Source organism: Methanomicrobia archaeon, from assembly GCA_011049045.1.
GTDB lineage: Archaea > Halobacteriota > Syntropharchaeia > Alkanophagales > Methanospirareceae > JACGMN01.
The window spans coordinates 15320-38960 of record DSCO01000055.1; the positions used below are offsets into that span (position 1 = coordinate 15320).

Sequence of the window (23641 nt, forward strand, 5' to 3'; positions counted from 1 at the left end):
GGTGATAAGATGAGCAGCAAAGAGAAGGTGATACTCGACGAAGAAGAGATCCCGAAGGCCTGGTACAATATCCAGGCGGACATGAAAGAAGTCCCGGAGCCACCACTCAATCCGGTGACCATGGAGCCCGCGAAGCCCGAGGATTTCAAGCCGATCTTCCCTATGGAGATCGTTCGACAGGAGATGAGCAGGGACCGCTGGATCCCGATACCCGAAGAGGTGCGCGAGGTGTTACGGCTCTGGAGGCCGTCGCCGCTCTACCGGGCGACGCGACTCGAGCAGAAGCTGAAGACGCCCGCACGGATCTACTACAAATGGGAAGGCGTCAGCCCGCCCGGGAGCCACAAGCCGAATACCGCAGTCGCACAGGCCTATTACAACAGGCAAGAAGGTGTCGAGCGATTAGCGACGGAGACGGGCGCAGGCCAGTGGGGCTCCGCACTCTCATTCGGCGCTATGCTCTTCGACCTCAAGGCCACGGTCTACATGGTTGCCGCAAGTTACGACCAGAAGCCGTACCGGCGGATTATGATGGAGACCTGGAATGGTGAGGTCTACCGCAGTCCGAGCAAGAACACCCAGTACGGGCGAAAGGTGCTGGCTGAGAATCCGGATACGACTGGAAGCCTCGGCATGGCGATCTCGGAAGCCGTTGAAGATGCAGCGACGCACGATAACGTGAACTACGCCATTGGCTCAGTGCTCAACCATGTCTGCCTCCATCAAACCGTGATCGGCTTGGAAGCGAAACAGGCATTTGAGCAGATCGGTGACTATCCCGATTTCATCTGCGGTAATGTCGGCGGCGGCAGCAACTTCAGTGGGGCAACCTTCCCGTTCGCGGCCGATAAGATCACGGGTAAGAAGCCAGACCTCAGGATCGTTGCCTGCGAGCCCATGTCCTGTCCGACGCTCACGAAAGGACTGTACCTCTACGATTACGGTGACACTGCAGGCATGGCACCGATCTTGAAGATGTACACGCTGGGGCATACGTTCATCCCGCCACCAATCCACGCGGGAGGGCTGCGCTATCACGGCGACGGGCCGTTACTGTGCAAGCTCCTGAAGGATGGCTTTATCAGCGCAGCGGCGTATCACCAGACCGAAGTCTTCAAGGCGGCGAAGTTGTTTGCTGAGACTGAAGGGCACATTATCGCACCGGAATCGGCACACGAGGTAAAAGCAGTGATTGACGAGGCGCTCCGCTGCAAGGCGGAAGGTAAAGAAGAGGTGATCTTCTTCAATAACAGCGGACACGGGCATTTCGATTTGAGTGCCTACGACGCGTTCCTCAGCGGTAGACTCGTGGACTACGAGTATCCCGCGGATCTCGTGAAACAGGCGCTGGAGCATCTACCGAAGATCACGTAAGTGGATGGAGAAGCGAATATTAACGAACACTGTGCGGAAGGTGGATGTACCATTCACCCCGCTCGAACTTTTTGCTAAACTCCGGGGCGTTTTTAATAAGAGCTTTCTGCTCGAATCGGTCGAGGGTAGAGAGAAGATCGCGCGCTATTCGTTCATCGGCTTTGATCCGCTTCTGGAATTCAAGGCCAAAGGACAGCACGTGGAGCTGAACGGAGACCGGTACACGGTCGAGAATCCGTATGTCGAGATGGCGCAGATACTTAATTCGTTCGACTGCGGGCGGGTGGGCACCTTACCCTTCTCGGGCGGTCTGGTCGGCTTCTTCTCCTACGATATCGTGCGGTTCTTCGAGCAGCTGCCCTCCACCACCCCGGACTCTCTGGGATGCCCTGATGCACATTTCATTATCCCCACGCACCTGCTCTGCTTCGATCATCTCAAGCAGGAGGTGATTCTCGTCTCGTATAAGAAGGAAAAGGTTGATCTTGAACGGCTCGAGCGGGGCGGAGGTGACCCTAACATCGAGGACTTTTCCGTCTCGTCACCACAGTCGGAGATGGCTCGTGCGGAATTTGAAGCGGGTGTACTGAAAGCGAAAGAGTATATCAGGGAAGGTGACATCTTCCAGGCTGTTCTTTCCCGGCGCGTAGCGGCTGAATATCACGGTGATCCGCTGTCCTTTTACCGGAATCTCCGGGCAACGAACCCCTCACCCTACCTGTTCTATCTGGACTTTGACAATGTCGTTGTGGGCTCATCCCCCGAGATGCTCGTGCGGTTACGGGATGGTGTCGTGACCCTGCGGCCCCTCGCGGGCACGAGACGCCGTGGCAGAACGCGGGAGGAGGATGAGCTCCTGAAAGTGGATATGCTCCTCGACGAGAAGGAGCGAGCTGAGCATCTCATGCTGGTAGACCTTGGGCGGAACGATCTGGGCCGGGTAGCGCGATCGGGCAGCGTCGAGGTGACGGAGCTCATGGAGATCGAGAAGTACTCGCACGTCCAGCACATCGTCTCGAATATCACGGCCGAACTTGCTACCGGCAGGGACGCGTTCGATGTCTTTCGGAGCTCGTTCCCCGCCGGAACCGTAACAGGCGCGCCCAAGATACGGGCGATGAAGATCATTGAGGAGCTCGAGAAGAGCAGACGTGGGATCTATGCGGGTGCTGTCGGCTATTTCGACTTCTCCGGTAACCTCGATTTCGCGATCAGCATCAGGACGATGTTCACGGTCGGCCATAGGGCCTATTTCCAGGCCGGTGCAGGGATCGTCGCCGATTCAGTACCAGAGCGCGAGTTCGCGGAGACCGAGAACAAGCTGGGGGCATTGATCACTACGGCGGAGGGTAAACATGCGCGTGCTGGTCATTGATAACTACGATTCCTTCGTGTACAATCTCGTGCAGTACGCCGGAGCGCGCGGTGCGGAGGTGATTGTGCGGCGGAACGAAGCGGACCTCAGCGAGTTAGAGGAAATTGACGCGGATCGCATCATTATCTCTCCGGGGCCCGGTCGGCCTGAGGAAGCAGGCGTATCTGCCGCCGTGGTGCGGGCACTCGGGGCCACCACACCGCTCCTCGGTGTCTGCCTCGGGCATCAGGTGATCGGCGCGGTCTTCGGTGCTCACATAGGGTACGCACGCAGCATCATGCACGGTAAAGTCTCACTCATTTACCACGACTCGCAGGGGATCTACTCGGGGCTTAAGAATCCGATTCATGCAACCCGCTATCACTCACTCGCCGTTTCTGAGGTCGCGTTGCCTGCATGCCTGCTGATCTCCGCGCGCGCCGCAGATGGCGAGATCATGGGGCTACGGCACCGGACCTATCCGATAGAGGGTGTCCAATTCCATCCTGAGTCCATTCTGACCGAAGCGGGGCGACAGCTCGTGGATAATTTCTTACAGGTATGATCAAAGAAGCGATCGCGAACGTGATCGAGGGGCACGATCTCACCGCGGAAGAGGCCGGTAAGGTCATGGAAGAGATCATGAGTGGCGCGGCGACGGGAATCCAGATCGGGTCGCTGTTAACTGCGCTGCGCATGAAAGGCGAGACCGTCGAGGAGATCGTTTCCTTTGCTCAGATAATGCGGCAGCATGCGGCACGTATCCATCCACGGGTGAACGGCATAATGGTGGATACCTGCGGAACCGGCGGCGATCAGCTCAAGACCTTCAATATCAGCACCATATCAGCCTTTGTCGCTGCAGGTGCCGGCCTGGTGGTAGCGAAGCATGGAAATCGAGCAGTTTCTTCGAAGGCCGGTTCGGCAGACGTGCTCGAAGCGCTTGGCCTCTCCGTAACGCTGGCGCCAGCGCAGGTTTGTGCGTGCATCGAAACGCTCGGCATCGGCTTCATGTTCGCTCCGGTGTTCCATCCAGCGATGAAATACGCAGTGGGGCCGAGGCGCGAGATCGGGGTGCGGACGGTATTTAACGTTCTGGGACCGCTGGCAAATCCCGCGCAGGTGCAGGCACAGGTGGTGGGTGTGTATGACGCCCGGCTGGTAGAGAAGATCGCGCACGTCCTCGACGGACTGGGGGTGCAGCACGCGCTCGTTGCTCACGGCCTTGATGGTCTGGATGAACTCTCGTTACTGGGCGAGACGAGCCTGGCAGAGCTGCGACACGGGAAGATCAGCACGTACAGCATCGTGCCCGAGGATTTCGGGCTTCAACGTGCTTCGGCACGTGAGCTCGAGGGCGGGGGCGCAGACGAGAATGCACGTATCGCACGGGCGATCTTGCAGGGGCAGATGGGCGCAAAGCGGGACGCGGTAGTACTCAATACGGCCGCGGCGCTCTTCGTAGGCGGGCTGGTAACGGATTTGAAGGACGGGTTAGAGCTCGCAGCACTCTCCATCGACTCGGGCGAGGCGTACCGGAAGCTGACTGAGTTAGTACAATTTACGGGCGGGCCGGTGATGAACAAATAATGCCAGGATTCATTGAGGCGCTCCTCAGGAGCACGAGGCAGGCGGTAGAACGCCGGAAACACGATCCTCTTCCGGAACGGGCGCACGCGATACGCAGCTTATCAGCAGCGATCAGGCGCGTGGATAAGGCGATCATTGCGGAGATCAAGCCGCGATCGCCAAGCGCCGGTGATCTCTTAAGGAGCCGGGACGCGATCGCGATCGCCCATGACTATGCGGCCGGAGGTGCAGCAGCGCTCTCGGTGCTCATTGCTCCTGCGTTTGGGGGGGCGGTGGAGACCGTATCGCGTGTGAGGCGAGCGGTTACCGTTCCGGTGCTCTACAAGGAGTTTATCACCGACGAGTTCCAGATTTGGGAGGCCTTCAGCTATGGCGCTGACGCGGTATTGCTCATCGAGGGCATCTCGCCCGTTGCACTGCTCATGAACCTGGTGGACGAGCTGGGCATGGAAGCGATCGTCGAATGTCATACCGCGGAGGATATAGATCGTGCAGTAGCAGCAGGTGCCGAGCTCGTAGGGATTAACAATCGTGATCTGAGCACATTCACCGTGGATCTCGAGACGACCGCACGACTCGCGGAATTGGTACCCGGGAATAAGCTCATGATCAGTGAGTCGGGCGTGAAGACCCCGTCTGATGCGAGCTATTTATTTGACTGTGGTGCGGATGCGCTCCTGATTGGCACTGCTCTGATGGAAGCGCGGAATCCGAAGGAGTTCATTCACGTATGTATGACCTAAGCGTAAAGATCTGTGGAGTGACGAATGCCGAGGATGCGCGTCTCGTGCTGGAGAGCGGCGCAGACCTGCTTGGCATGATCGTAGACGTGCCGGTGGCGAGTCCGCGTAAGATATCACTGGACTCGGCTGTTGAGATCGCGCATGCGTTAAACAATGAGATTGATCTCGTCGCGGTAATGATGCCTCGTACCGTCCAGGAGGTGGAGCGTATTGTGCGGCGGCTCGAGCCCGTTGCCGTACAGCTGCACGGCTTCGAGTCGAACGCGTTTCTCCATGCCGTTCGGACTGCAGTCCCGGACGTTAAGGTGATCAAAACCGTTCATCTCGATGAGATCGGGGCGATACACGGTGGGCTGCCGGAACCGGAGTATCTCGATTTTCTACTGCTTGATACCGTTTCGCATCAGCTCGGTGGCACGGGCAAGACGCACAACTGGGCGACGAGCGCGCGGTTGGTTGAAGAGAGCACCGTGCCCGTGCTGCTCTCCGGCGGCTTGAGCCCGTCAAATGTGCGTGATGCGATACGCGCGGTGAAACCGTATGGCGTGGATGTAGCAAGCGGTGTGGAATCGTCACCGGGCCGGAAGAGTAGGGAGAAGATCGAGCTATTTGTGAGGAATGCGCGATGTATGTAGGTGTATATCCAAAAGCGGGTAAATTCGGCGAGTATGGCGGCCAGTTCGTGCCTGAGGTCCTGATGCATGCATTACATGAGCTTGAAGATGCGTATCTCGAAGCCAGCAGGGACGAGCGGTTCACGGCGGAATTGGACCACTATTTGCGGACGTTCGCGGGACGGTCCACGCCGCTCTACTTCTGCTCACGACTTTCCGCGCTGCTGGGCACACGGCTGTATTTGAAGCGTGAGGATCTCGTGCATGGCGGCGCGCACAAGTTGAACAATGCACTTGGGCAGGCGTTACTGGCACGGCGAATGGGCAAGAGCAGGCTCATTGCGGAGACCGGAGCAGGTCAGCACGGCCTGGCAACGGCAATCGTGGGCGCGGTCTTCGGCCTGAAGACGGAGATCTATATGGGCGAGGCGGATATCGAACGGCAGCGGTTGAACGTGTTCCGCATGAACTTGCTGGGCGCGGAGGTCCATCCGGTCAGGAGCGGCTCGCGCACCTTGAAGGATGCGATCAATGAAGCGATCCGGGACTGGGTGACGAACGTTGAGGATACGCACTATCTGCTCGGCTCGGTGGTGGGGCCGCATCCATACCCCTTGATCGTGCGTGAGTTCCAGCGCGTGGTCGGGCAGGAGACGAGAGCGCAGGTGCAGAACGCAGAGGGCAGGCTGCCGGATGCGCTCGTAGCATGCGTCGGCGGCGGCAGCAACAGTATCGGGCTCTTCTACGATTTCCTCGATGACGCGGCCGTGGCGATCTACGGCGTCGAGGCCGGGGGCGCGGGCATTGCGTCCAACCGCCATTCAGCAACGCTCTGTGCGGGCAGTAAGGGTGTTCTGCACGGCACCTACAGTTATCTCTTACAGGATGAACACGGCCAGATACTCCCGACGCACAGTATTGCGCCCGGGCTCGATTATTCGGGCGTTGGCCCTGAGCATGCCTTCTTGAAGGATTGTGGTCGCGTGACCTACGACAGTGTAACGGACGCGGAGGCGCTGCAGGCGTTCCAGCTCCTCTGCAACTACGAAGGGATATTGCCCGCGCTCGAATCGGCGCACGCGCTGGCGTACGTAAAGCGTCTGGTCGATGCGGGGATTGTAGGTACCGATGCTGTGGTGGTGGCCTGCCTCTCGGGCAGGGGCGATAAAGACGTTGAGATAATAGAGAGGGCACTGCATGAGCAGAATCAGTAAGGTCTTTACGGAACTGGAGCGTAAGGGCCAAGGCGCCTTAATCGCTTACCTGATGGCCGGAGACCCCGATCCGACGGCGACACCCGTAATCGCCACAGCGATCGCACGGCACGCGGACATTATCGAGCTCGGGATACCGTTCTCCGATCCGATTGCTGACGGGCCAACGATACAGGCCGCCGCAGGCCGGGCACTGGCAGCAGGAATGACGCCCGCGAGCATCTTTGCGCTCATTACGGCTATACGGAAAGAGACCGATGTCCCGATCGTGGTGATGGGGTATTACAATCCGATCTTGCGGTATGGTGTCCAGCGGTTCATGCAGCACCTTGCCGATGCTGGCGGTGACGGCATCATTATTCCCGATCTCCCGCTGGAAGAGGCAAAGGAGGTTCTGCGATCCGCACGCAGGTGTGAGCTGGACACGATCTTCCTGATCGCGCCCACAACGCCTGATGAACGGATTGCGGAGATATGCCGCTACAGTTCAGGTTTTGTATATCTCGTATCGCTGCTGGGTGTAACGGGCGCGCGCTCTGCACTATCGGACGTTGCCAGAACCCTGATACAGCGTGTCGTCAAGAAACGGCCGGACCTGCCCGCAGCAGTTGGCTTTGGGGTCTCGCAACCCGAGCACGTGCGCGAGCTATTGGCGAGCGGTGCGAAGGGAGTAATCGTCGGTAGCGCGATTGTTGCGATCATCGCGAAGCATAAGGATAAACCTGAACAGATGCTCGCAGCGCTTGATGAGTATTGCGCGATGCTGAAGGCGGCAACGAAGGTCGAGGGATAGATAATTGAGGCTTGCATTAGCAGCAAACTTAATAAGCGCTGATGACCAAAGGCTTTGCGAAGGTGGTGCCTGCATGATAAAAAATCTGGAGATCAAGAATTTCAAGTCGATAAAGCACCTGACCCTGGACTGTAAGCGTATAAATCTCTTCATTGGTGAGCCGAATACCGGGAAGTCGAATATTTTGGAGACACTGGGACTAGTGTCACACCTTAATTATGGTGAACTTAAAGATTTTGTCCGGTTCGAGAGTATGAGCAATCTATTCACTGATGAAAATTTAGAAGACCAGATCGAAATAAAGTTCGATGTAAATGTCTTACGAGTAGAATTCCAAAATGGATCATTTATTGGGTATAGCAATGACCAGAAACTTTTCATATACGACTATAGGGGTGGAAAGTGTGGATCTATACCAGAATACAAATTTCTAAAATTTTATACCTTTAAATTACGAGAACAATTTCTACGTCGAGAGGCTGAGTTTCTTCATCCTCCTGATGCTAATAATCTTTTGACAATGATATTAACTCGTAAGAGCCTCAAGAAACTAGTGAGGCTAATATTTGATCCGTTCCGACTTAAAATGGTTCTTAAACCGCAAGAGGGTAAAATAGAGGTGCAAAAGGAAATTGAGGACGTAATCATATCTCATCCTTATTCATTGGTTTCTGATACGATTCAGCGAATCATCTTCTATCTTACGGCAATCGAGACAAACACTGATTCTGCGATCGTTTTTGAAGAGCCAGAATCACATTCGTTTCCCTATTACACAAAATTCCTTGCAGAACGGATTGCGTTAGACAAGAACAACAACCAGTATTTCATTTCAACGCACAATCCCTATTTACTCCTTTCAATTCTAGAAAAGGCGCACAAGGAGGATGTAGGAGTTTTTGTAACTTATTTTGAAGATTACCAAACGAATGTAAAGCTGTTAAGTGAAAAAGAACTTTCGGAGATAATGGATCTTGGGATTGATATATTTTTCAATATCGAGCGATTCTTGAAGTGAAAGAATGATTTATACCGAATGTAAGCATGATTCTTCATTGATGTTGACTTTAGGGATACCAAAGAGACAGATTATTCATTTACAGGGTAAACCAGAGGTTTGTAAACAATTAGAGAAGCGAGAGCGTTTTTTGGGATTGATAGATGAAGATCCGTTTAGTGTTCAACCATCTTATCTGAAAAGATTAGCGGTGAAGGAAGATTTACCGAATTATGGACTGAAAATATTGAAAGATATTACTAAGCATAACGTTTTAATCATTCTCTCTCCACGGCTAGAGGGATGGATATTAAAAGCTGCAAAAGAGGCAGGCATAGATATAACGCGGTATAATCTCCCGAATTCAGAAGAAAAATTGCACGAGGAGATAAACAGCGATCTCAGAAAATTAGAACGGTTTCTGGACGATTTGAAAGGTAAAAGTAAGATGATAGAGGCTCTGGAAAAAGCAACAAGGGAACGGGATGAGTAATAAACGTGGGCAAAATGAAACTCGGTTTTCTGATCAATCCAATAGCGGGCATGGGCGGCTCGGTGGGCCTGAAAGGCACGGACGGCCTCGTGGATGAGGCACGTCTGTTAGGTGCGACGCCGTTTGCTGGAGAACGGGCGCGGAAATGCCTGGATGAGTTGAAGATCGATGCGACTCTACTCACCTGCTCAGGGGCGATGGGTGAAGATGCGCTGAAACAAACACCGCTGCAGTACGAGGTTATATATTCGTTCGACGGGCTCACCACCACGGGCGAGGACACGCAAAACGCCTGCCACCAATTCATGGACCAACAGGTGGAGCTCATAGTGTTCTGCGGCGGCGATGGCACGGCGCGAGACGTGTACCGCGTGGTGGGCCAAACGATCCCGATACTGGGTATCCCGGCGGGTGTCAAGATGCACTCGGCGGTCTTCGCGATCAGCCCCCGGGGTGCGGCGCAGATGATCGAGCTGTTCGTCTCCGGCAAGGCGGAGGTGCGCGAGGTCGAGGTGATGGATACGGATGAAGCTGCGTACCGTCGCAACGAGTTGCGCATGAAGGTCTTCGGCTATGCGCGCACACCGTACGAGCCGGTGCTTGTACAGCACGGTAAGAGCCTCTTTCAGAGCGTGAGTGAGGAGACGGCGAAGGAAGAGATCGCTCAGTTTGCACTTGAGTTCATGCGTGACGGCTCGCTGTATATACTGGGCGCGGGCACGACGACCTTCCAAGTCGCGGAGTTGCTCGGCCTTGGCGAGGAGAAGACGTTACTCGGCGTGGATGCGGTAAAAGATGGCAAATTGGTGGGCAAGGATCTGAACGAGCAGGCGTTGCTCCGGTTACTGGAGCAGGAACCGAAGGTGAAGCTGCTGGTCAGCCCGATCGGTGCGCAGGGCTTTGTCTTCGGCCGCGGCAACCAGCAACTCAGCGCCACCGTGCTGGAACAGATCGGGGTTGAGAACGTGATCGTGCTGGCGACACCGCAGAAGCTGAACGAAACGCCGTTCCTGCTCGTGGATACGGGCAGCGAGGAGCTGGACGAGCAGTTGAGCGGGCATCTGAGCGTTGTCTGTGGCTACCGGATGGCGCAGCGGAAGGAAGTACGGCGTGGATAAATAAATACGCAACCTTTAAAACGGTGTGCGTATAAAATTCTTATGAGTCCTCTGACATGACCTACGAGAAGTTCAGACAGGAGATCGAGCGGATACTCACCGAGCAGTGCCGCCCGGTAACCTGGAACGAGATAAGAGCGAACTCGACGAAGCTCAACCAAAAAGCGCCGTATCATGTCTATGTCCAGAAATTGCAGGGCGATATTGGTCTCGTGCGGTTCAAGCATAACCAGAGAACGGTCTGGGCGCTACGGGACTGGTTTGAGGCGGGCAAATTCCGGGAGCTCCTGCCGGAGAAGCTGCGGCTGACAATACTAGCGCTGCAGGCTGGCTACGCGCTCGCAGCGAATGAATACGGGGAGCTGAAACGGGTTTATCCACTGGATGCGGGATTGCGCACCTGGGACGTCATTGAAGCAGGCATAGCGGACTATTTCCCGGAGGCGGACCGGCGGCCAGATAGTATTGAGCTCGAGCCCGATGAAACGGACTGTGTACGTACCGTTGATAGTTGGGAAGACCGCATCAGGATCGCCGAGAAGGTTGCGGAAAGCGGTGAGTTCCTGCATACCGACGCGTGGAGGGGGAAGACGCTGGGCGTGACGAAGCCGCGGTTCCGCTGCTTCTATTTCTATGATGCCCACTGCCAGTTCTTCTGCGATCAGAACGTGTGCCTGGGCCACGACGTTGAGGTGACGGACGGAGGAGCAGGGCTTGAGATCACGGGCGATAAGGTTTATTTCGTGTTAGAAGCGGCAGAGCGTGCTCGCGGCGAGTTCATCTGGCAGAAGAAGCAGGTTGAGTGGTTCATAACGGCCGAGATCTCATTGACCGATCCGCGGCAGCGGCGATTGCTCTGATTCTTTCTACCTGCCGCAGGAATAGTGGTGCATGTTCAGTCAGGCTATTTTAATATTCAGATCAACAGTTAGTTAGAACTGTAAGTGGGCAGGATGAGATCGTCAGAGCTATCGGGATTCTATAAACTGCGTGCTGATGAGCGCTTGAAGCTCGTTGCGGATTTTGGAGGCCTCAGTATCGAGGAAGCAGCCATTCTAAGCACCAGTGGCGCTTTGGGCGAGTTAGCGGATCGTATGATCGAGAACGTCGTAGGTACCATGCCGCTGCCCCTGGGTATCGCCACGAATTTCCGCATTAACGGCCGCGATTATCTGGTTCCCATGGCGATCGAGGAGCCCTCGGTGGTGGCCGCGGCGAGCAATGCGGCAAAGACGGCGCGCGCGAGTGGCGGGTTCCAGACGAGCTCGACCGAGCCCATTATGATCGGGCAGGTTCAAATTACTGACGTGCCCGATCCGTTCTCTGCGAAATTCGCGCTTATCGCTGCGAAGGCCGAGATTCTGGAGCGCGCGAATACGCAGGATCCCGTGCTCGTGAAGCTCGGTGGGGGCGCGCGAGATCTCGACGTACGAATCCTCAATACGGCGTCCGGAACGCAGGTGATCCTGCATCTGCTCGTGAACGTGAAGGACGCCATGGGCGCGAACGCGGTGAACACGATGGCAGAGGCGGTCGCACCGTACATCGAGCAGCTCACCGGTGGCCGGGTTTATCTGCGTATCATCTCGAATCTCGCGGCGCACCGTCTGGCCACAGCACGTGCGGTATTTAAGAAGGACGTAATCGGCGGTGCAGATGTTGTTACGGGGATTCTGCGCGCCTACGAATTTGCACTGGCTGATCCTTATCGGTGCGCAACGCATAACAAGGGCATCATGAACGGGATCGATGCGGTCGTGATCGCCACGGGCAATGATTTCCGGGCCGTGGAGGCGGGCGCGCATGCCTACGCGAGCATCTCAGGGCAGTACCAGCCGCTGACACACTGGGAACGGGACCGAGCGGGCGATCTGGTGGGCACGATCGAGCTCCCGGTCGCCGTTGGGCTCGTTGGCGGTGCTACGGCGACGCATCCCACCGCGAAGGTGAACGTGAAGATCCTTGGTGTCCAAACGGCGAACGAGCTGGCCGAGATCATCGCTGCGGTCGGCCTCGCGCAGAATTTTGCCGCGCTCCGCGCTCTGGCGACCGAAGGCATTCAACGCGGACATATGTCATTGCACGCGCGGAATGTCGCCATCGCGGCAGGAGCAAAAGGCGACCAGATAGACCGCGTTGTGGAGATTCTGGTGAGGGAGCAGAATGTGCGGATCGATCGAGCGAAGGACGTGCTGGAGACGCTGAGATGATCTTTTCTGCTAGCTGAACTGCTTCGTAACTCGTGTGATCGCCTCAAGCACATCGGTCGCGAGCAATCCGTACCCTTTCGCCTCAAACGCGATATCGCCTGCAGTACCGTTAACGAACGCCGCAGCGGTCGCCGCTGTGAACGGATCATGAGTGAGAGCGAAGAAGGCCGCGGCCAGCCCCGCGAGAACGTCGCCCGTGCCGCCAACGGTCATGCCCGCGTTACCCGTTCGGTTGAGCCTCACGCGAGCGCCATCTGATACAATATCAGTAGGGCCCTTCATGAGCGTCACCACATTGTTCTGCCGTGAGAACGCCGTTACAAAGTCTATGCGCGCTGCCTGCTCGTCTTCTGGTGGCACCACCAGATCCCGGCCTTCCGCTTGAGTCCCCAGCTTCGCGAACTCACCGGCATGTGGCGTGACGATGATCCGCTTATCAGCCGCGGTATTGGGCAGTTCGAGGCCGTAAAAGCCATCAGCATCGACGACCAGTTTTTTAGTCGTTTCGTCTTCGATGATCCGCTGCACAGCCGTCTGTGTCTCCTCTGCCGCGCCGAGGCCCATCCCGATCGCGACAATGTCATGGTTCTTCACCAAGTGCACTATCGGCAGGACGTCCTCCTCCACCAGCACCGCAGCAGAAAGTGGGTGCACAATCAAATTCGGTGAGAATGAGGCGATAATACCGGAGACGCTACGCGGTGCTGCTACCGTTACCCAATCGGCGCCTGCGCGGAGCGCAGCAAGCGCGGCCAGCGATGGGGCGCCTGAGAACGGCCCGCCACCCACAATGAGCACGCGACCATTATCACCTTTATGGCTGTGGGGGCTTCGTTTCAGTAGCGAACGCACATCGCCGGGACCTGCTAACCGCTCGAAGTTTTCAGGGATGCTGATATCTGCCACCACCAGCTCACCGACGAACGGTGCAGCACGCGTTTCGAGCAACCCGGTCTTCGCCCGGTGGAAGGTCACGGTAAGATCTGCCGTAACCGCACTCCCTGCTTCGCCCGTTGTGGGATCCAGCCCTGAAGGAACGTCAACGGCAACGACAAAGGCTCGCGGCCGTGCGTTATTGATCAGCTCAATTGCTGTCGCTTCCGGCTCCCGAATCGCACCCGTGATACCGGTTCCGAAGATCCCGTCGACGAGCACTGCCGAGTCAAGCACGTCTGCAGCAGCGGCCTTTAACTGTGCCGAATCGGTGATTTCCACGGTCTTTACGCCGCTTTCTTGCAGTAGTATATGCCAGTTATGCCGCGCCTCCGCGGTCCGTAGATCCTGCGCACGACCGAGCAGGAGCACGGTCACTGCAAACCCGTGGAGCTGCCGCGCGGCCACGAAAGCGTCACCGCCATTGTTACCCTTGCCGGCGAGCATGGTCACCTTCACGGTTTCTCCAACGCTGTTTCTACCGTTCGGGAATCGTTTCCGGATCTCAGCGGCAAGCTGGGCGCCGGCGTTCTCCATCAATTGTAACGGGATAAGTCCAAAGTAACCGCAATTTTCGTCAAGGGCAGCCATCTCTTCGGCTGTTATCGCTTCTGCGTCGTTCATCGCAAGTACCTTTCCGCAATCGCGCACGGTAACGTTAGGTTAGGTAAAGAAAGAGAAGTAAGTATCTTTCTTTCTATTTATTGCCTTCTTTCTCGCTCACCCTATTAGCTCATCAAGTTCCGCAACGCGGCAACATCCGCTTCTACCTCTTTCGGTAGCTCGCAGATCTCGATCACGCGTTCGGGATCTTTCAGGAGGTGCCCGGTCGTGATGCAGACGATCCGCTCATCCGACTGGATTGCGCCCTGCTCGACCAGCTTTTTCAGCCCGGCAAGTGATGCTGCACTCGCGGGCTCGACGCCGATGCCCTCCATTCGTGCGAGATCGAGTTGCGCTTGCGTTATCTCATCGTCGGTTACCGATTCTGCTATCCCGCGGGTACTCCGAATTGCATGCAGTGCTTTTGCCGCGTTTACCGGATTGCCGATCCGGATTGCGGAAGCGATGGTCTCTGGCCTGGGTTCTGGCGTGATCTCAGGTGCGCCTGTTTTAAAGGCGTTGACAATCGGTTTCGCGCCAACCGCCTGGATGCCCGTCATCCGGGGGAGGGCCTCCGTGATCCCCAGCGTCTTCAGTTCCTGGAAACCCTTAAAGATCGCGCTGATATTGCCTGCGTTACCCACCGGCAGAATGAGCCGATCGGGCGCTTGCCAGCCGAGCTTCTCCGCGACCTCAAAGGCGATCGTCTTCTGTCCCTCCAGGCGATACGGGTTCACGGAATTGAGGAGATAGAGCGATTCCTCTTCGCAGAGCACGCGAACCACCCTGAGCGCGTCGTCGAAATTACCGAGCAGCGAGAAGACCTGCGCGCCATGCATCACTGCCTGCGCCACCTTGCCCAGTGCGACCTTGCCCCTGGGCAGCAGCACAAAGCAGGGAAAGCCCGCTTTAGCCGCAAAGATCGCGAGAGACGCGGAGGTATTGCCCGTGGACGCGCAGGCGACGCCCCTCACGCCCAACTCCACAGCCTTCGTTACTCCAACGGTCATGCCGCGATCCTTGAACGAGCCCGACGGGTTCAGGCCCTCGTGCTTCACCCACAGATCACGCAGACCAAGGGTTTCCCCGAGCCGGTTGCAGCGGTAAAGAGGTGTGTTTCCCTCATGTATCGATACCGGTACGGTTTCCGCGCCGAACGGTAGCAACTCGCGATATTTCCATACGCCTTCGCCCGGCGCCTTAACGATCCTATCCGTATCTACGCGAGCGTAATCATAGGTGATATCCAGCAAACCCTCACACGCACGGCACGTGTAAACGATCTCATCCTTCGCGTAACGCGCGCCACAGCGTATGCATTCAACGTCGTAGTCTCTCATAATTCGTTTTTCGTGATAGTAAGTAGATAAAGCGAGAGAGCATAAAAAGCGTGAAATGGTTTTTGCGTTCCTAACCTAACGGCTCTGGGTTCGTATCTAACACACAGGTAGGACTGAGCCGCTGCGGAGATCCCGCGGAATGGGTGTTTATCGCAGGTTAGTTAAGTTAGTGTGCAGGCTCATCGAGCAGCTCGTATAAGTCACCTATGATGAATTCAGCGTTCTCTTCCGTGGTTTCCACCGTGCCTCGTCGCTCACGATCGAGATAATACGCGGTGATACCGATCTTGCGTGGATTGAGGAAATCGAAGACCCAGTGGTCACCGACGTGAACAACCCGCTGCGGCGCGATATCCAGGATCGTGCAGACACGGGCAAAGAATCCGTTGGTCTTCTTCACCTGCCCGAAATCGGAGGTTGCGGAGAAGATGTGGGAGAAGAACTTCTTGAGGGGCTGGATCTGGAAATCAATGAACTCGTGCGTGGCATTTGAGCTGACAATCAGGTCGTAGCCCGCGTCGCGCAGCGCACTCAGGACGGGCTCCACTTCGTCGTAGATCTGGATCAGATCCTGATATTTCGTAAAGAGCTCCTGATACGGGATATCCAGACCGAACTTCTGCAGCCAGTAGCGTATGGTATACCACTCGATCCGATGCTCGCCGACCCGGTCGTACTCGCTCGTAACGTAGCTGAACGCCTGCTCAAATGCCATGCCCTTCTTTTCCGCATACATCCGTGGTATGCCGTCGAGCCAGAAACGGTCAACGAATCCTGGCGTAACGAGGGTGCCGTCAACGTCAAATGATACAACCTTTATCTCTTTCCGCGCCCTGGCTGCTCGCAACATCTTGCCTTCTACTCAGCTTCGTCCAACCGGTCGATCGCACTCACACCGTAACCTGCTTAGCTTAGCAAAATCACGATCATGCGGGGATTTTACTGCAGCGTCAATCGGCTAATAGCGCTCTAGCCGCCGCGAGGCCGTTGCCGGTCTTCTCAATAGCCTTCTGCTCGTATAAGACCGCCTCAAGGACCTCCAGCGTCTTGAAAATTTCCGCGCTCGTGATATTGCCCATGGTGGCGATCCTGAAGATCTTGCCCTTCAAATCGCCCTGTCCGCCCGCAACGACGACGCCCTTTTTGCGCATGGCCGGCCGCAGGTCGCTATCGGAAATGCCCTTATCTACCGGCATATTCACCGCGGTCACCGTGTTGGAGTACTGACTCACCTCGTTGAGCCTCGGGAACAGGGACAGACCATTCTCCGTAATAGCTGCGCGAACCGCCTTCGCCATGGTCCGGTGCCGGGCGATCCGATTCGGCATTCCCTCCTCCGCAATGACCTTTAGCGCTTCATGGAGTGCGTAGAAGAGCGGTAACGCAGGCGTATACGGTGTCTGATCCTTATCCAGACTCTTCTTATGGGCAATAAGATCCTGGTAATACGGCCGGCTGGGGTTTGCCCGTATGAGCTCCCAGGCCTTCTCGCTGACCGAGAGTGCGGCCAAACCCGGCGGGACGCCCAGGCATTTCTGCGAGCCCACGATCGCGATATCCGCGCCGAGTTGGTCAACGGGAACCTCATCGCCACCGATGGAGGTGATACAATCGAGCACAAAGAGCGCATCATGCTGCTTCGCGAGCTTGCCCACCGCGCGTGCGGGATTGAGCATGCCGACCGAGGTCTCATTATGCACCATGGTCACGATCCGGGAATTAGGCGTGCTCTCCAAAGCAGCCTTGATTCCCTCCAGCTCGATCCCCGTGCCCCACTCGAAGTGAAGTGGCGTAACCGCCCGGGGGCCGCCATAGCGCTCTGCGATCTCAGTGAATCGCTCGCCGAATTTGCCGTTCGCCACAGTAACGACGTTGATCTCCGGCTCTCCTGTGCCCATCGCGCGCGTGAGCAGATTACCTACCGCCGCTTCCATAGCACAGGTACCAGATCCGCTGAGCACGAAGAGGTCGTTCTTGGTCTGGAAAACGTTCTTGAGCCCGTCAACGCTCTCGCGGAGGATCTGTGCGAATTCGTCGCCACGATGGAAGATCATCGGTCGTGCCATCGTCTCGCGAATACGCTTTATCACCGGAACGGGTCCAGGGATCATCAATAACTCTTCTTCCATTTTACTCGCACTCTCGCATTTGTTCCTTAACAGGACGTCCAGATTGTAGATTTATTTTATACAGTAAAGATATAAAACTAGGTGAATGGTGGTAACAGAAGAGGATAAGGAGAGATCGGTGGTACTGCGGGTGGCAGAGGCGTATCATCGTGATGCCGGTCGGTGGATCGCACGAATCGATACGGAGACGATGCGATCGCTCGGGCTCATTCCCGGAGACGTGATCGAGATCGAGGGGAAGAGCATAGCGACCGCGATTGTGCACCCTGCCTACTCGCCGGACAGTGGCAAGTCCATTATTCGCATCGACGGGAGCATCCGGAGCAATGCAGGCGTTGCCATTGATGACCGGGTGCGGATACGGCAGACGCTGGCGAAAGAAGCGAAACGAATTACTCTCGCACCGACGCAGCCGATCCGGATCGCGGGCGGCGAGCGGTATTTATTGAGCCGGTTAAAGGGCGTGCCCATCACAAAAGGTCAGATCATTCGGGTTGAATTGCTTGGCAATCCTGTTTCCTTTGTCGTCACCAATACCGTTCCCGTTGGCACGGTCATTCCGAACATCGATACTGAGATCGTCCTCCGCGAGGCACGAACAGAGGCGTTAGCGGTACCGCGTGTGACCTACGAGGACATCGGCGGTCTGAAACGCGAGATCAGCATGATCAGGGAGATGATCGAATTACCGCTCAGACATCCGGAGCTCTTCGAGCGGCTGGGGATCGAGCCGCCAAAGGGCGTGCTCCTCCATGGACCTCCGGGCACCGGTAAGACCATGATCGCAAAGGCCGTGGCCAATGAGACGGACGCGAATTTCCACTCGATCTCCGGTCCCGAGATCATGAGCAAGTTTTATGGTGAGAGTGAGCGGCACTTGCGTGAGATCTTTGAGGAAGCCGATAAGAACGCACCCTCCATCATCTTCATTGATGAGCTGGACTCTATCGCACCGAAGCGTGGTGAGACCACCGGTGAGGTCGAGCGACGCGTGGTCGCGCAATTGCTCTCGCTGATGGACGGGCTTGAATCGCGCGGGCAGGTCGTGGTCATCGGAGCAACGAACCGACCGAATGCGCTCGATGAGGCCCTGCGAAGAGGTGGACGGTTCGATCGCGAGATAGAGATCGGCATTCCAGATCGGAACGGACGCGAGGAGATCTTACAGGTGCATACTCGTGGTATGCCGCTTGCTGACGATGTGAATCTCAAAGTTGTGGCGAATATCACGCACGGATTTGTCGGTGCGGATCTAGCGACCTTATGCAAGGAAGCAGCGATGCATGCGCTCAGGCGGATTCTGCCGGAGATCGATATTGAGAAGGACATCCCGCCGGAGGTTATGGAGCGATTGACGGTGCAGAATGATGATTTCACGGCCGCCCTGAAAAATACGGAGCCCTCAGCACTGCGTGAGGTCTTTATTGAGGTGCCGAACGTAAAGTGGGTGGACATTGGCGGTCTGGATCGTGTGAAGCAGGAGTTGAAGGAGGTTGTTGAGTGGCCGCTCAAGTATTCTGAAGCCTTTAAACAGCTCAATACCCAGCCGCCGAAGGGCATTATCCTGTTTGGGCCGCCGGGCACGGGCAAGACGATGCTCGCCAAGGCAGTTGCAAACGAAAGCGAGGCGAATTTCATCTCGATCAAGGGCCCGGAGCTGCTCTCGAAGTGGGTGGGCGAATCAGAACGCGCAGTCCGCGAGGTCTTCCGTAAAGCGAAGCAAGCTTCACCTTGTATCATCTTCCTCGATGAGATCGATTCGATCGCACCCGTACGGGGCGTAGGATTTGACTCACACGTAACCGAGCGGGTGGTTTCGCAGATCCTCACCGAGATGGACGGACTGGAGGAGTTGAAAGACGTGATCGTGATCGCAGCGACCAACCGGCCGGATATGGTCGATCCCGCGCTGCTCAGGCCAGGGCGACTCGATCGTCTGATTTATATCCAGGTGCCGGATAACGAGACGAGGAAGAAGATCTTTGAGGTGCATCTGAGGGGAAAGCCGATCGGCAAGGATGTCTCGAGCGATGAGCTCGCGGCGATGACCGATACCTACGTTGGTGCGGACATCGCGGCGATCGTGAGGGAGGCGGTGATGGCGGCCTTACGTGCGTTCCTCGCCTCAGGCGTTTCGGAAGAGCAGCTTGGCGATAGGCTCAAGAACATCGTGATACACAAGCAGCATTTTGAGATCGCGATACGGACCGTAAAGCCGACTTCGGGCCCAGGAGCGCAGCAGGAGTTTGAGGCACGGGCAGAGGATTTGGTGAGACATGCTTATGCGTAATCAGGTTATACTGATAAGAGGAAAGGTAGTAAAATGGAAAAGCATCAAAAGCGGATAGCAGCACCACGGAGCTGGAAGATAGCGCGGAAGACCTCGAAGTGGTCGGTGAGGTCGAGGTCAGGTCCGCATCCCCTAAAGAGGAGCATGCCCCTGCTCCTGATTGTGCGAGACATGCTGCAGTTAGCGGACAATAGCAGAGAGGCGAAGCGGATACTGCATGAAGGTAAAGTGATTGTCAACGGAACGGTGCGAAAAGGTCATAAATTCCCCGTCGGTGTCTTTGACATCGTTTCTATTCCCGTGATCAAGGCGCACTATCTGGTGCTTCTGGACAAGAAGGACCAGTTAGCCCTTGTGGGGATCGAGGAGGATGCGGCATCGAAGAAGCTCTGTCGCGTGAACGGCAAACGGATGGTCAAAGGTGGCCGGATACAGCTCAACTGTCATGACGGGCGGAATTTCCTGATGGACGAGACCGGAGCGGAAATCAACACGCATGACTCGCTCCTGATCTCCATCCCGGATAACAAGATCATGGAGCACTACAAGTACAAAGAAGGGAGCCAGGTCGTGGTGATCGGAGGCCGGCACTCGGCGCAGACCGGCGAGATCGAGGAGATCAAACGCGTACACAGTCCGCAGCCGAACGTCGTGCGGATAAAGGCGGGCGGCGATGCTGAGAGCTTTGAGAGCCGCGAGGACGCGATCTTCGTCGTGGGCGAGCAGAAGATCGTCGTGCCGGGCTTGAGCGCGCTGCGAAGCTGATTCATTCGAATCGAAGATCCATCGATACAGAAAAGGAGGAAGCAGGGAGAAAATGACTGATACAGAGCAGGAGAATCCGATGCGGCGTATTGAGATCGATAAGGTAGTGATCAACATGGGCGTTGGCGAATCCGGCGAGAAGCTGGCGAAGGCTGAGAAGCTGCTGACTGCGATTACCGGTCAGCAACCGATCAAGCGCATAGCGAAGAGGACCATTCAACCGTTCAACGTAAAGAAGCATGAGGCGATCGGGGTCAAGGTGACGCTGCGCGGCGATCGTGCCCAGGAATTCTTGAAGCGCTGCTTCACGATCCAGAACACACTCTATAAGAGTCAGTTCGATACCTTTGGGAACTTCTCCTTCGGCATTGCTGAGCATACTGATTTCGGGATGCGATACGATCCGAACGTGGGCATCTTCGGCATGGACATTTGCGTCTCGCTGAAGCGCCCGGGCTACCGGATAAAGGACCGGAAGCTCCAGAAGCGGAAACTGCCACTTAAGCAGCGGACCACGCCCGAGGAGGTCTTCACATTCCTCGAGCGCGAGTACGGTGTGGAACTGATCGGCGAAGAGGAATAAGAAGGAGCTGACGCCCTCGTCATCCGTTACCTCTTCGGGTTCCGATTTCACGGTTCGTTCCCTTCATTCTCGTTAACCGTTATTCTCTCAAACTGAACACGTGAGAGAAGGAGCATAGCATGCATATCGGGATCATCACCTGCGAGATCTTGCGGAAGGAGATACGTGCCCTGGTGCAGAAGGCCGGTGTGCGCGATCTTTACTTTGTGGTGCCGGATGCGGCGAACTCCGTCACGGTGGTCTTTTATCAACGGATCGTCGAGCGGTTCGTGCAGGAGTTCGCGGGGGATGATGTGGTTATCAAGACGAATACGCTTCCGAGGATCAGGAAAGAGATTGAGAAGCGGCAGCTCAGGGATTCAGTGACCGTGAAGGTGCTGGAGCTGCGGATGCACGACCGTCCGTATGATCTCCGGCTGGAGATCGAGGACGGGATCAAGCGGATGGGTGCGTTCGTCGATCTTATCGTGCTCGGTTACGGCTTATGCGGCTCAACCGGACAGGAGCTGGAGCAGATGATCGCGGTGGCCACGGTGCCGGTGCTCATCCCGCGCGACAAGGATGGCACTATCCTGAACAACTGCATCGAGATCGCGTTGAGCAGGGAGCGCGTGCAGGAGCTCATGGCAGATGAGGTGGGAACGTTCTTCATGACCCCGGTGGGCGCGGCGCTGATCAAGGAGCCACAGGTGATTCTGGAATCGACGATCAACATCATGGCCGGCAAGATGAAGCCCGCTGCGGCCGGCGACACGAGACGCGTGCTGCAGCTGATGAAGAACCATTATCACCGCGTGGTGAAGATCGTGTACTCGGAAGTGGACGAGCGGGATAAGGCGTATGCGGAAACGGTGGAGCGGTTCGCGAGCAAGTTCAATCTGGAGCTCAAGCAGGAGCAGGGCTCAGAGAATATACTGAGCGACCTGCTGGATGCCAAGAAGTGAGCTCACTACGTATTCAAGGGCTCTGACACGGGGACTAAGCGTAAACAAAAACCGACTGCTGGTTCGCCGCTACGGAAACCAGTATCCTTCTCCTAAGGGAACCTCAGATGACTCAGCGGCTGGACGAACGGTTCTGGGAGATCGATCTCCTTCGCGGCGTCGCGATCCTCATGATGCTCTTCTACCACGTGCTCTACGACCTTGACCGCTTTGGCGGGTTGAGGATCGAGATCCACGCGTGTCTCTGGCGTTACTTCGCGTGTGCGATCGCATCACTCTTTCTCCTGCTGGTTGGCGTCTCCCTGACACTCAGTTACGCACGCGCCTCGCACACGAGCTCTGAACGCGCTCTGTTCTCGAAGTATCTGACCCGTGGCGCAAGAATCTTTGCCTGGGGGCTCGTCATCACCGCGGTTACCTGGGTTCTGCTGAGGGATGATTTGGTGCGCTGGGGTATCCTGCACCTGATCGGACTCTCGATTATCATGGCGTTTCCTTTCCTCAAGTTGAGGTACGGGAATCTCGTGCTCGGCTCCCTTTTCTTGCTGTTCGGTGTGCTCATCAGGCATCTGCGGGTTGGAAGCTCCTGGCTGCTCTGGCTCGGACTCATGCCGGCGCAGTTCACAAGCGTCGACTATTTCCCGGTGATGCCCTGGTTCGGCGTGGTGCTCATCGGCGTGTTCGTGGGGAATGCGCTCTACTCTGGCTATCAGCGTAATTTCAGGCTGCGGGATCGCTCGCACGTTCCGCTAATACACGGGCTCGCGTTTTTAGGCCGGCACTCGCTGCTCATCTATCTGGTGCATCAGCCCGTTCTGATCACCGTGCTCTTGCTGATGGGCGCTGTTGATTTCGACGTTCCAATCTCGTTATACCTGCTCATTGAGAGCGCTTAGCGCGCGTTTTGATCCTCTTCCCAGAGCCCGAAGAGGTTCTGCTCGGTGTCGCGACAGACAGCGAGATAGCCCCAGCCCGGAACGGGCATCCGGGGCGCGACGACAGAACCGCCGAGCGCTTCGACTTTCTTCACAGAAGCAGCGATCGATTCAACTCCAAAGAACTGCGTGATCTGCTCGTTGGGTTTCTGGCGCGGGCCCATGCCGCCGCCAACGCCCGGGTTGCCCTCCAGGTCAGTGGTCTCGATCAGGTAATAGGGGAACCCGGGAGTCTGCTCGATCTTCCAGCCGAACAATTCCTCATAGAACTTCTTCGCGCGCTCAGGATCATCAGCCGGGATATCAAAATGGACGATGGTAGGCATCTTACAGGTACTCCTCCTTTTACTATACTAGTTCTTTATATACCGCGAAGGTCAGTTAAAACGCTTTCTATTTCGACCGATTGGCATTCGGCGTTCCTTTACGCCGAGCACCTAGAGGCAAACGAAAACCCTAAACGACAAGACAACCAAAATGACAACTAACTTAGGATCCTAAACTCTTCTTTTTAACCCATAAGGACTCGCCCGAGAGGTCATCAGCACAGCATGGGTGGTCGCGAATCGCCCTTTCATCGCCGAGCGATGCCTGTTCATCCTTTTTGCGCATATTTATC

23 protein-coding genes are annotated in these 23641 nt (G+C 56.3%); 18 read left to right on the plus strand and 5 right to left on the minus strand.

Annotation, left to right across the window (positions count from 1 at the left end):
- Positions 1 to 9 precede the first annotated feature (9 nt).
- From ENN68_07230 to ENN68_07290, 13 genes are all read left to right on the plus strand, one after another.
- Positions 10 to 1374, plus strand: a complete 1365-nt coding sequence (locus tag ENN68_07230; GenBank protein ID HDS45865.1) for a TrpB-like pyridoxal phosphate-dependent enzyme — start codon at positions 10 to 12, stop codon at positions 1372 to 1374.
- A 4-nt stretch (positions 1375 to 1378) separates the two neighbouring features.
- Positions 1379 to 2749: an anthranilate synthase component I family protein gene (locus ENN68_07235; protein ID HDS45866.1), complete on the plus strand. Its 1371-nt coding sequence runs from the start codon at positions 1379 to 1381 to the stop codon at positions 2747 to 2749.
- A complete protein-coding gene (locus ENN68_07240; GenBank protein ID HDS45867.1) occupies positions 2730 to 3293 on the plus strand; it encodes an aminodeoxychorismate/anthranilate synthase component II in 564 nt (187 codons plus the stop codon). Before ENN68_07235 ends, ENN68_07240 begins: the two co-directional genes overlap by 20 nt.
- A complete protein-coding gene (trpD, locus tag ENN68_07245) occupies positions 3290 to 4318 on the plus strand; it encodes an anthranilate phosphoribosyltransferase (protein HDS45868.1) in 1029 nt (342 codons plus the stop codon). The genes ENN68_07240 and trpD overlap by 4 nt, the downstream gene beginning before the upstream one ends.
- Entirely contained in the window at positions 4318 to 5061 is a 744-nt protein-coding gene (locus ENN68_07250; GenBank protein ID HDS45869.1) for an indole-3-glycerol-phosphate synthase, read from the plus strand. Before trpD ends, ENN68_07250 begins: the two co-directional genes overlap by 1 nt.
- Entirely contained in the window at positions 5049 to 5696 is a 648-nt protein-coding gene (locus ENN68_07255; GenBank protein ID HDS45870.1) for a phosphoribosylanthranilate isomerase, read from the plus strand. The genes ENN68_07250 and ENN68_07255 overlap by 13 nt, the downstream gene beginning before the upstream one ends.
- Positions 5687 to 6889, plus strand: coding sequence for a tryptophan synthase subunit beta (gene trpB / locus ENN68_07260; protein ID HDS45871.1), 1203 nt, complete (start codon positions 5687 to 5689; stop codon positions 6887 to 6889). Before ENN68_07255 ends, trpB begins: the two co-directional genes overlap by 10 nt.
- Entirely contained in the window at positions 6873 to 7682 is an 810-nt protein-coding gene (locus ENN68_07265) for a tryptophan synthase subunit alpha (GenBank protein HDS45872.1), read from the plus strand. Before trpB ends, ENN68_07265 begins: the two co-directional genes overlap by 17 nt.
- Before the next feature lie 4 nt (positions 7683 to 7686).
- A complete protein-coding gene (locus tag ENN68_07270; GenBank protein ID HDS45873.1) occupies positions 7687 to 8700 on the plus strand; it encodes a DUF2813 domain-containing protein in 1014 nt (337 codons plus the stop codon).
- A gap of 40 nt (positions 8701 to 8740) precedes the next feature.
- A complete protein-coding gene (locus ENN68_07275) occupies positions 8741 to 9172 on the plus strand; it encodes a hypothetical protein (protein HDS45874.1) in 432 nt (143 codons plus the stop codon).
- Between the two features lie 14 nt (positions 9173 to 9186).
- Complete coding sequence (locus tag ENN68_07280; GenBank protein HDS45875.1) at positions 9187 to 10290, plus strand: ATP-NAD kinase; 1104 nt, start codon at positions 9187 to 9189, stop codon at positions 10288 to 10290.
- Positions 10291 to 10346: 56 nt separating this feature from the next.
- On the plus strand, positions 10347 to 11150 hold the full coding sequence (locus ENN68_07285) for a hypothetical protein (protein HDS45876.1): 804 nt from the start codon (positions 10347 to 10349) through the stop codon (positions 11148 to 11150).
- A gap of 93 nt (positions 11151 to 11243) precedes the next feature.
- Complete coding sequence (locus ENN68_07290) at positions 11244 to 12500, plus strand: hydroxymethylglutaryl-CoA reductase, degradative (protein ID HDS45877.1); 1257 nt, start codon at positions 11244 to 11246, stop codon at positions 12498 to 12500.
- A 9-nt stretch (positions 12501 to 12509) separates the two neighbouring features.
- On the opposite strand, the gene ENN68_07295 is transcribed toward ENN68_07290, so the two are convergent.
- From ENN68_07295 to ENN68_07310, 4 genes are all read right to left on the minus strand, one after another.
- Positions 12510 to 14057 carry an NAD(P)H-hydrate dehydratase gene (locus tag ENN68_07295; protein ID HDS45878.1) on the minus strand — a complete coding sequence of 516 codons (1548 nt, stop codon included), beginning with the start codon at positions 14055 to 14057 and terminating at the stop codon, positions 12510 to 12512.
- A gap of 104 nt (positions 14058 to 14161) precedes the next feature.
- Entirely contained in the window at positions 14162 to 15376 is a 1215-nt protein-coding gene (locus ENN68_07300; protein HDS45879.1) for a threonine synthase, read from the minus strand.
- A 166-nt stretch (positions 15377 to 15542) separates the two neighbouring features.
- A complete protein-coding gene (locus tag ENN68_07305; protein ID HDS45880.1) occupies positions 15543 to 16226 on the minus strand; it encodes an HAD family hydrolase in 684 nt (227 codons plus the stop codon).
- Between the two features lie 100 nt (positions 16227 to 16326).
- A complete protein-coding gene (locus tag ENN68_07310; protein ID HDS45881.1) occupies positions 16327 to 17487 on the minus strand; it encodes an alanine--glyoxylate aminotransferase family protein in 1161 nt (386 codons plus the stop codon).
- 103 nt (positions 17488 to 17590) lie between these two features.
- Between ENN68_07310 and ENN68_07315 the strand changes: the two genes are divergently transcribed.
- The 5 genes from ENN68_07315 to ENN68_07335 all read left to right on the plus strand — a co-directional run bounded on the left by ENN68_07315 (position 17591) and on the right by ENN68_07335 (position 22983).
- Positions 17591 to 19795 carry an AAA family ATPase gene (locus ENN68_07315; GenBank protein ID HDS45882.1) on the plus strand — a complete coding sequence of 735 codons (2205 nt, stop codon included), beginning with the start codon at positions 17591 to 17593 and terminating at the stop codon, positions 19793 to 19795.
- 33 nt (positions 19796 to 19828) lie between these two features.
- Positions 19829 to 20560 (plus strand): 30S ribosomal protein S4e, encoded by a 732-nt coding sequence (locus ENN68_07320; protein HDS45883.1) that lies wholly within the window; start codon positions 19829 to 19831, stop codon positions 20558 to 20560.
- Between the two features lie 52 nt (positions 20561 to 20612).
- On the plus strand, positions 20613 to 21143 hold the full coding sequence (locus ENN68_07325; GenBank protein HDS45884.1) for a 50S ribosomal protein L5: 531 nt from the start codon (positions 20613 to 20615) through the stop codon (positions 21141 to 21143).
- Positions 21144 to 21262: 119 nt separating this feature from the next.
- Positions 21263 to 22087, plus strand: a complete 825-nt coding sequence (locus ENN68_07330; GenBank protein ID HDS45885.1) for a DUF1638 domain-containing protein — start codon at positions 21263 to 21265, stop codon at positions 22085 to 22087.
- 107 nt (positions 22088 to 22194) lie between these two features.
- Complete coding sequence (locus tag ENN68_07335) at positions 22195 to 22983, plus strand: DUF1624 domain-containing protein (GenBank protein ID HDS45886.1); 789 nt, start codon at positions 22195 to 22197, stop codon at positions 22981 to 22983.
- On the opposite strand, the gene ENN68_07340 is transcribed toward ENN68_07335, so the two are convergent.
- Positions 22980 to 23348, minus strand: coding sequence for a VOC family protein (locus ENN68_07340; protein ID HDS45887.1), 369 nt, complete (start codon positions 23346 to 23348; stop codon positions 22980 to 22982). The two genes, ENN68_07335 and ENN68_07340, sit on opposite strands and share 4 nt — an antisense overlap.
- Positions 23349 to 23641: the final 293 nt, after the last annotated feature.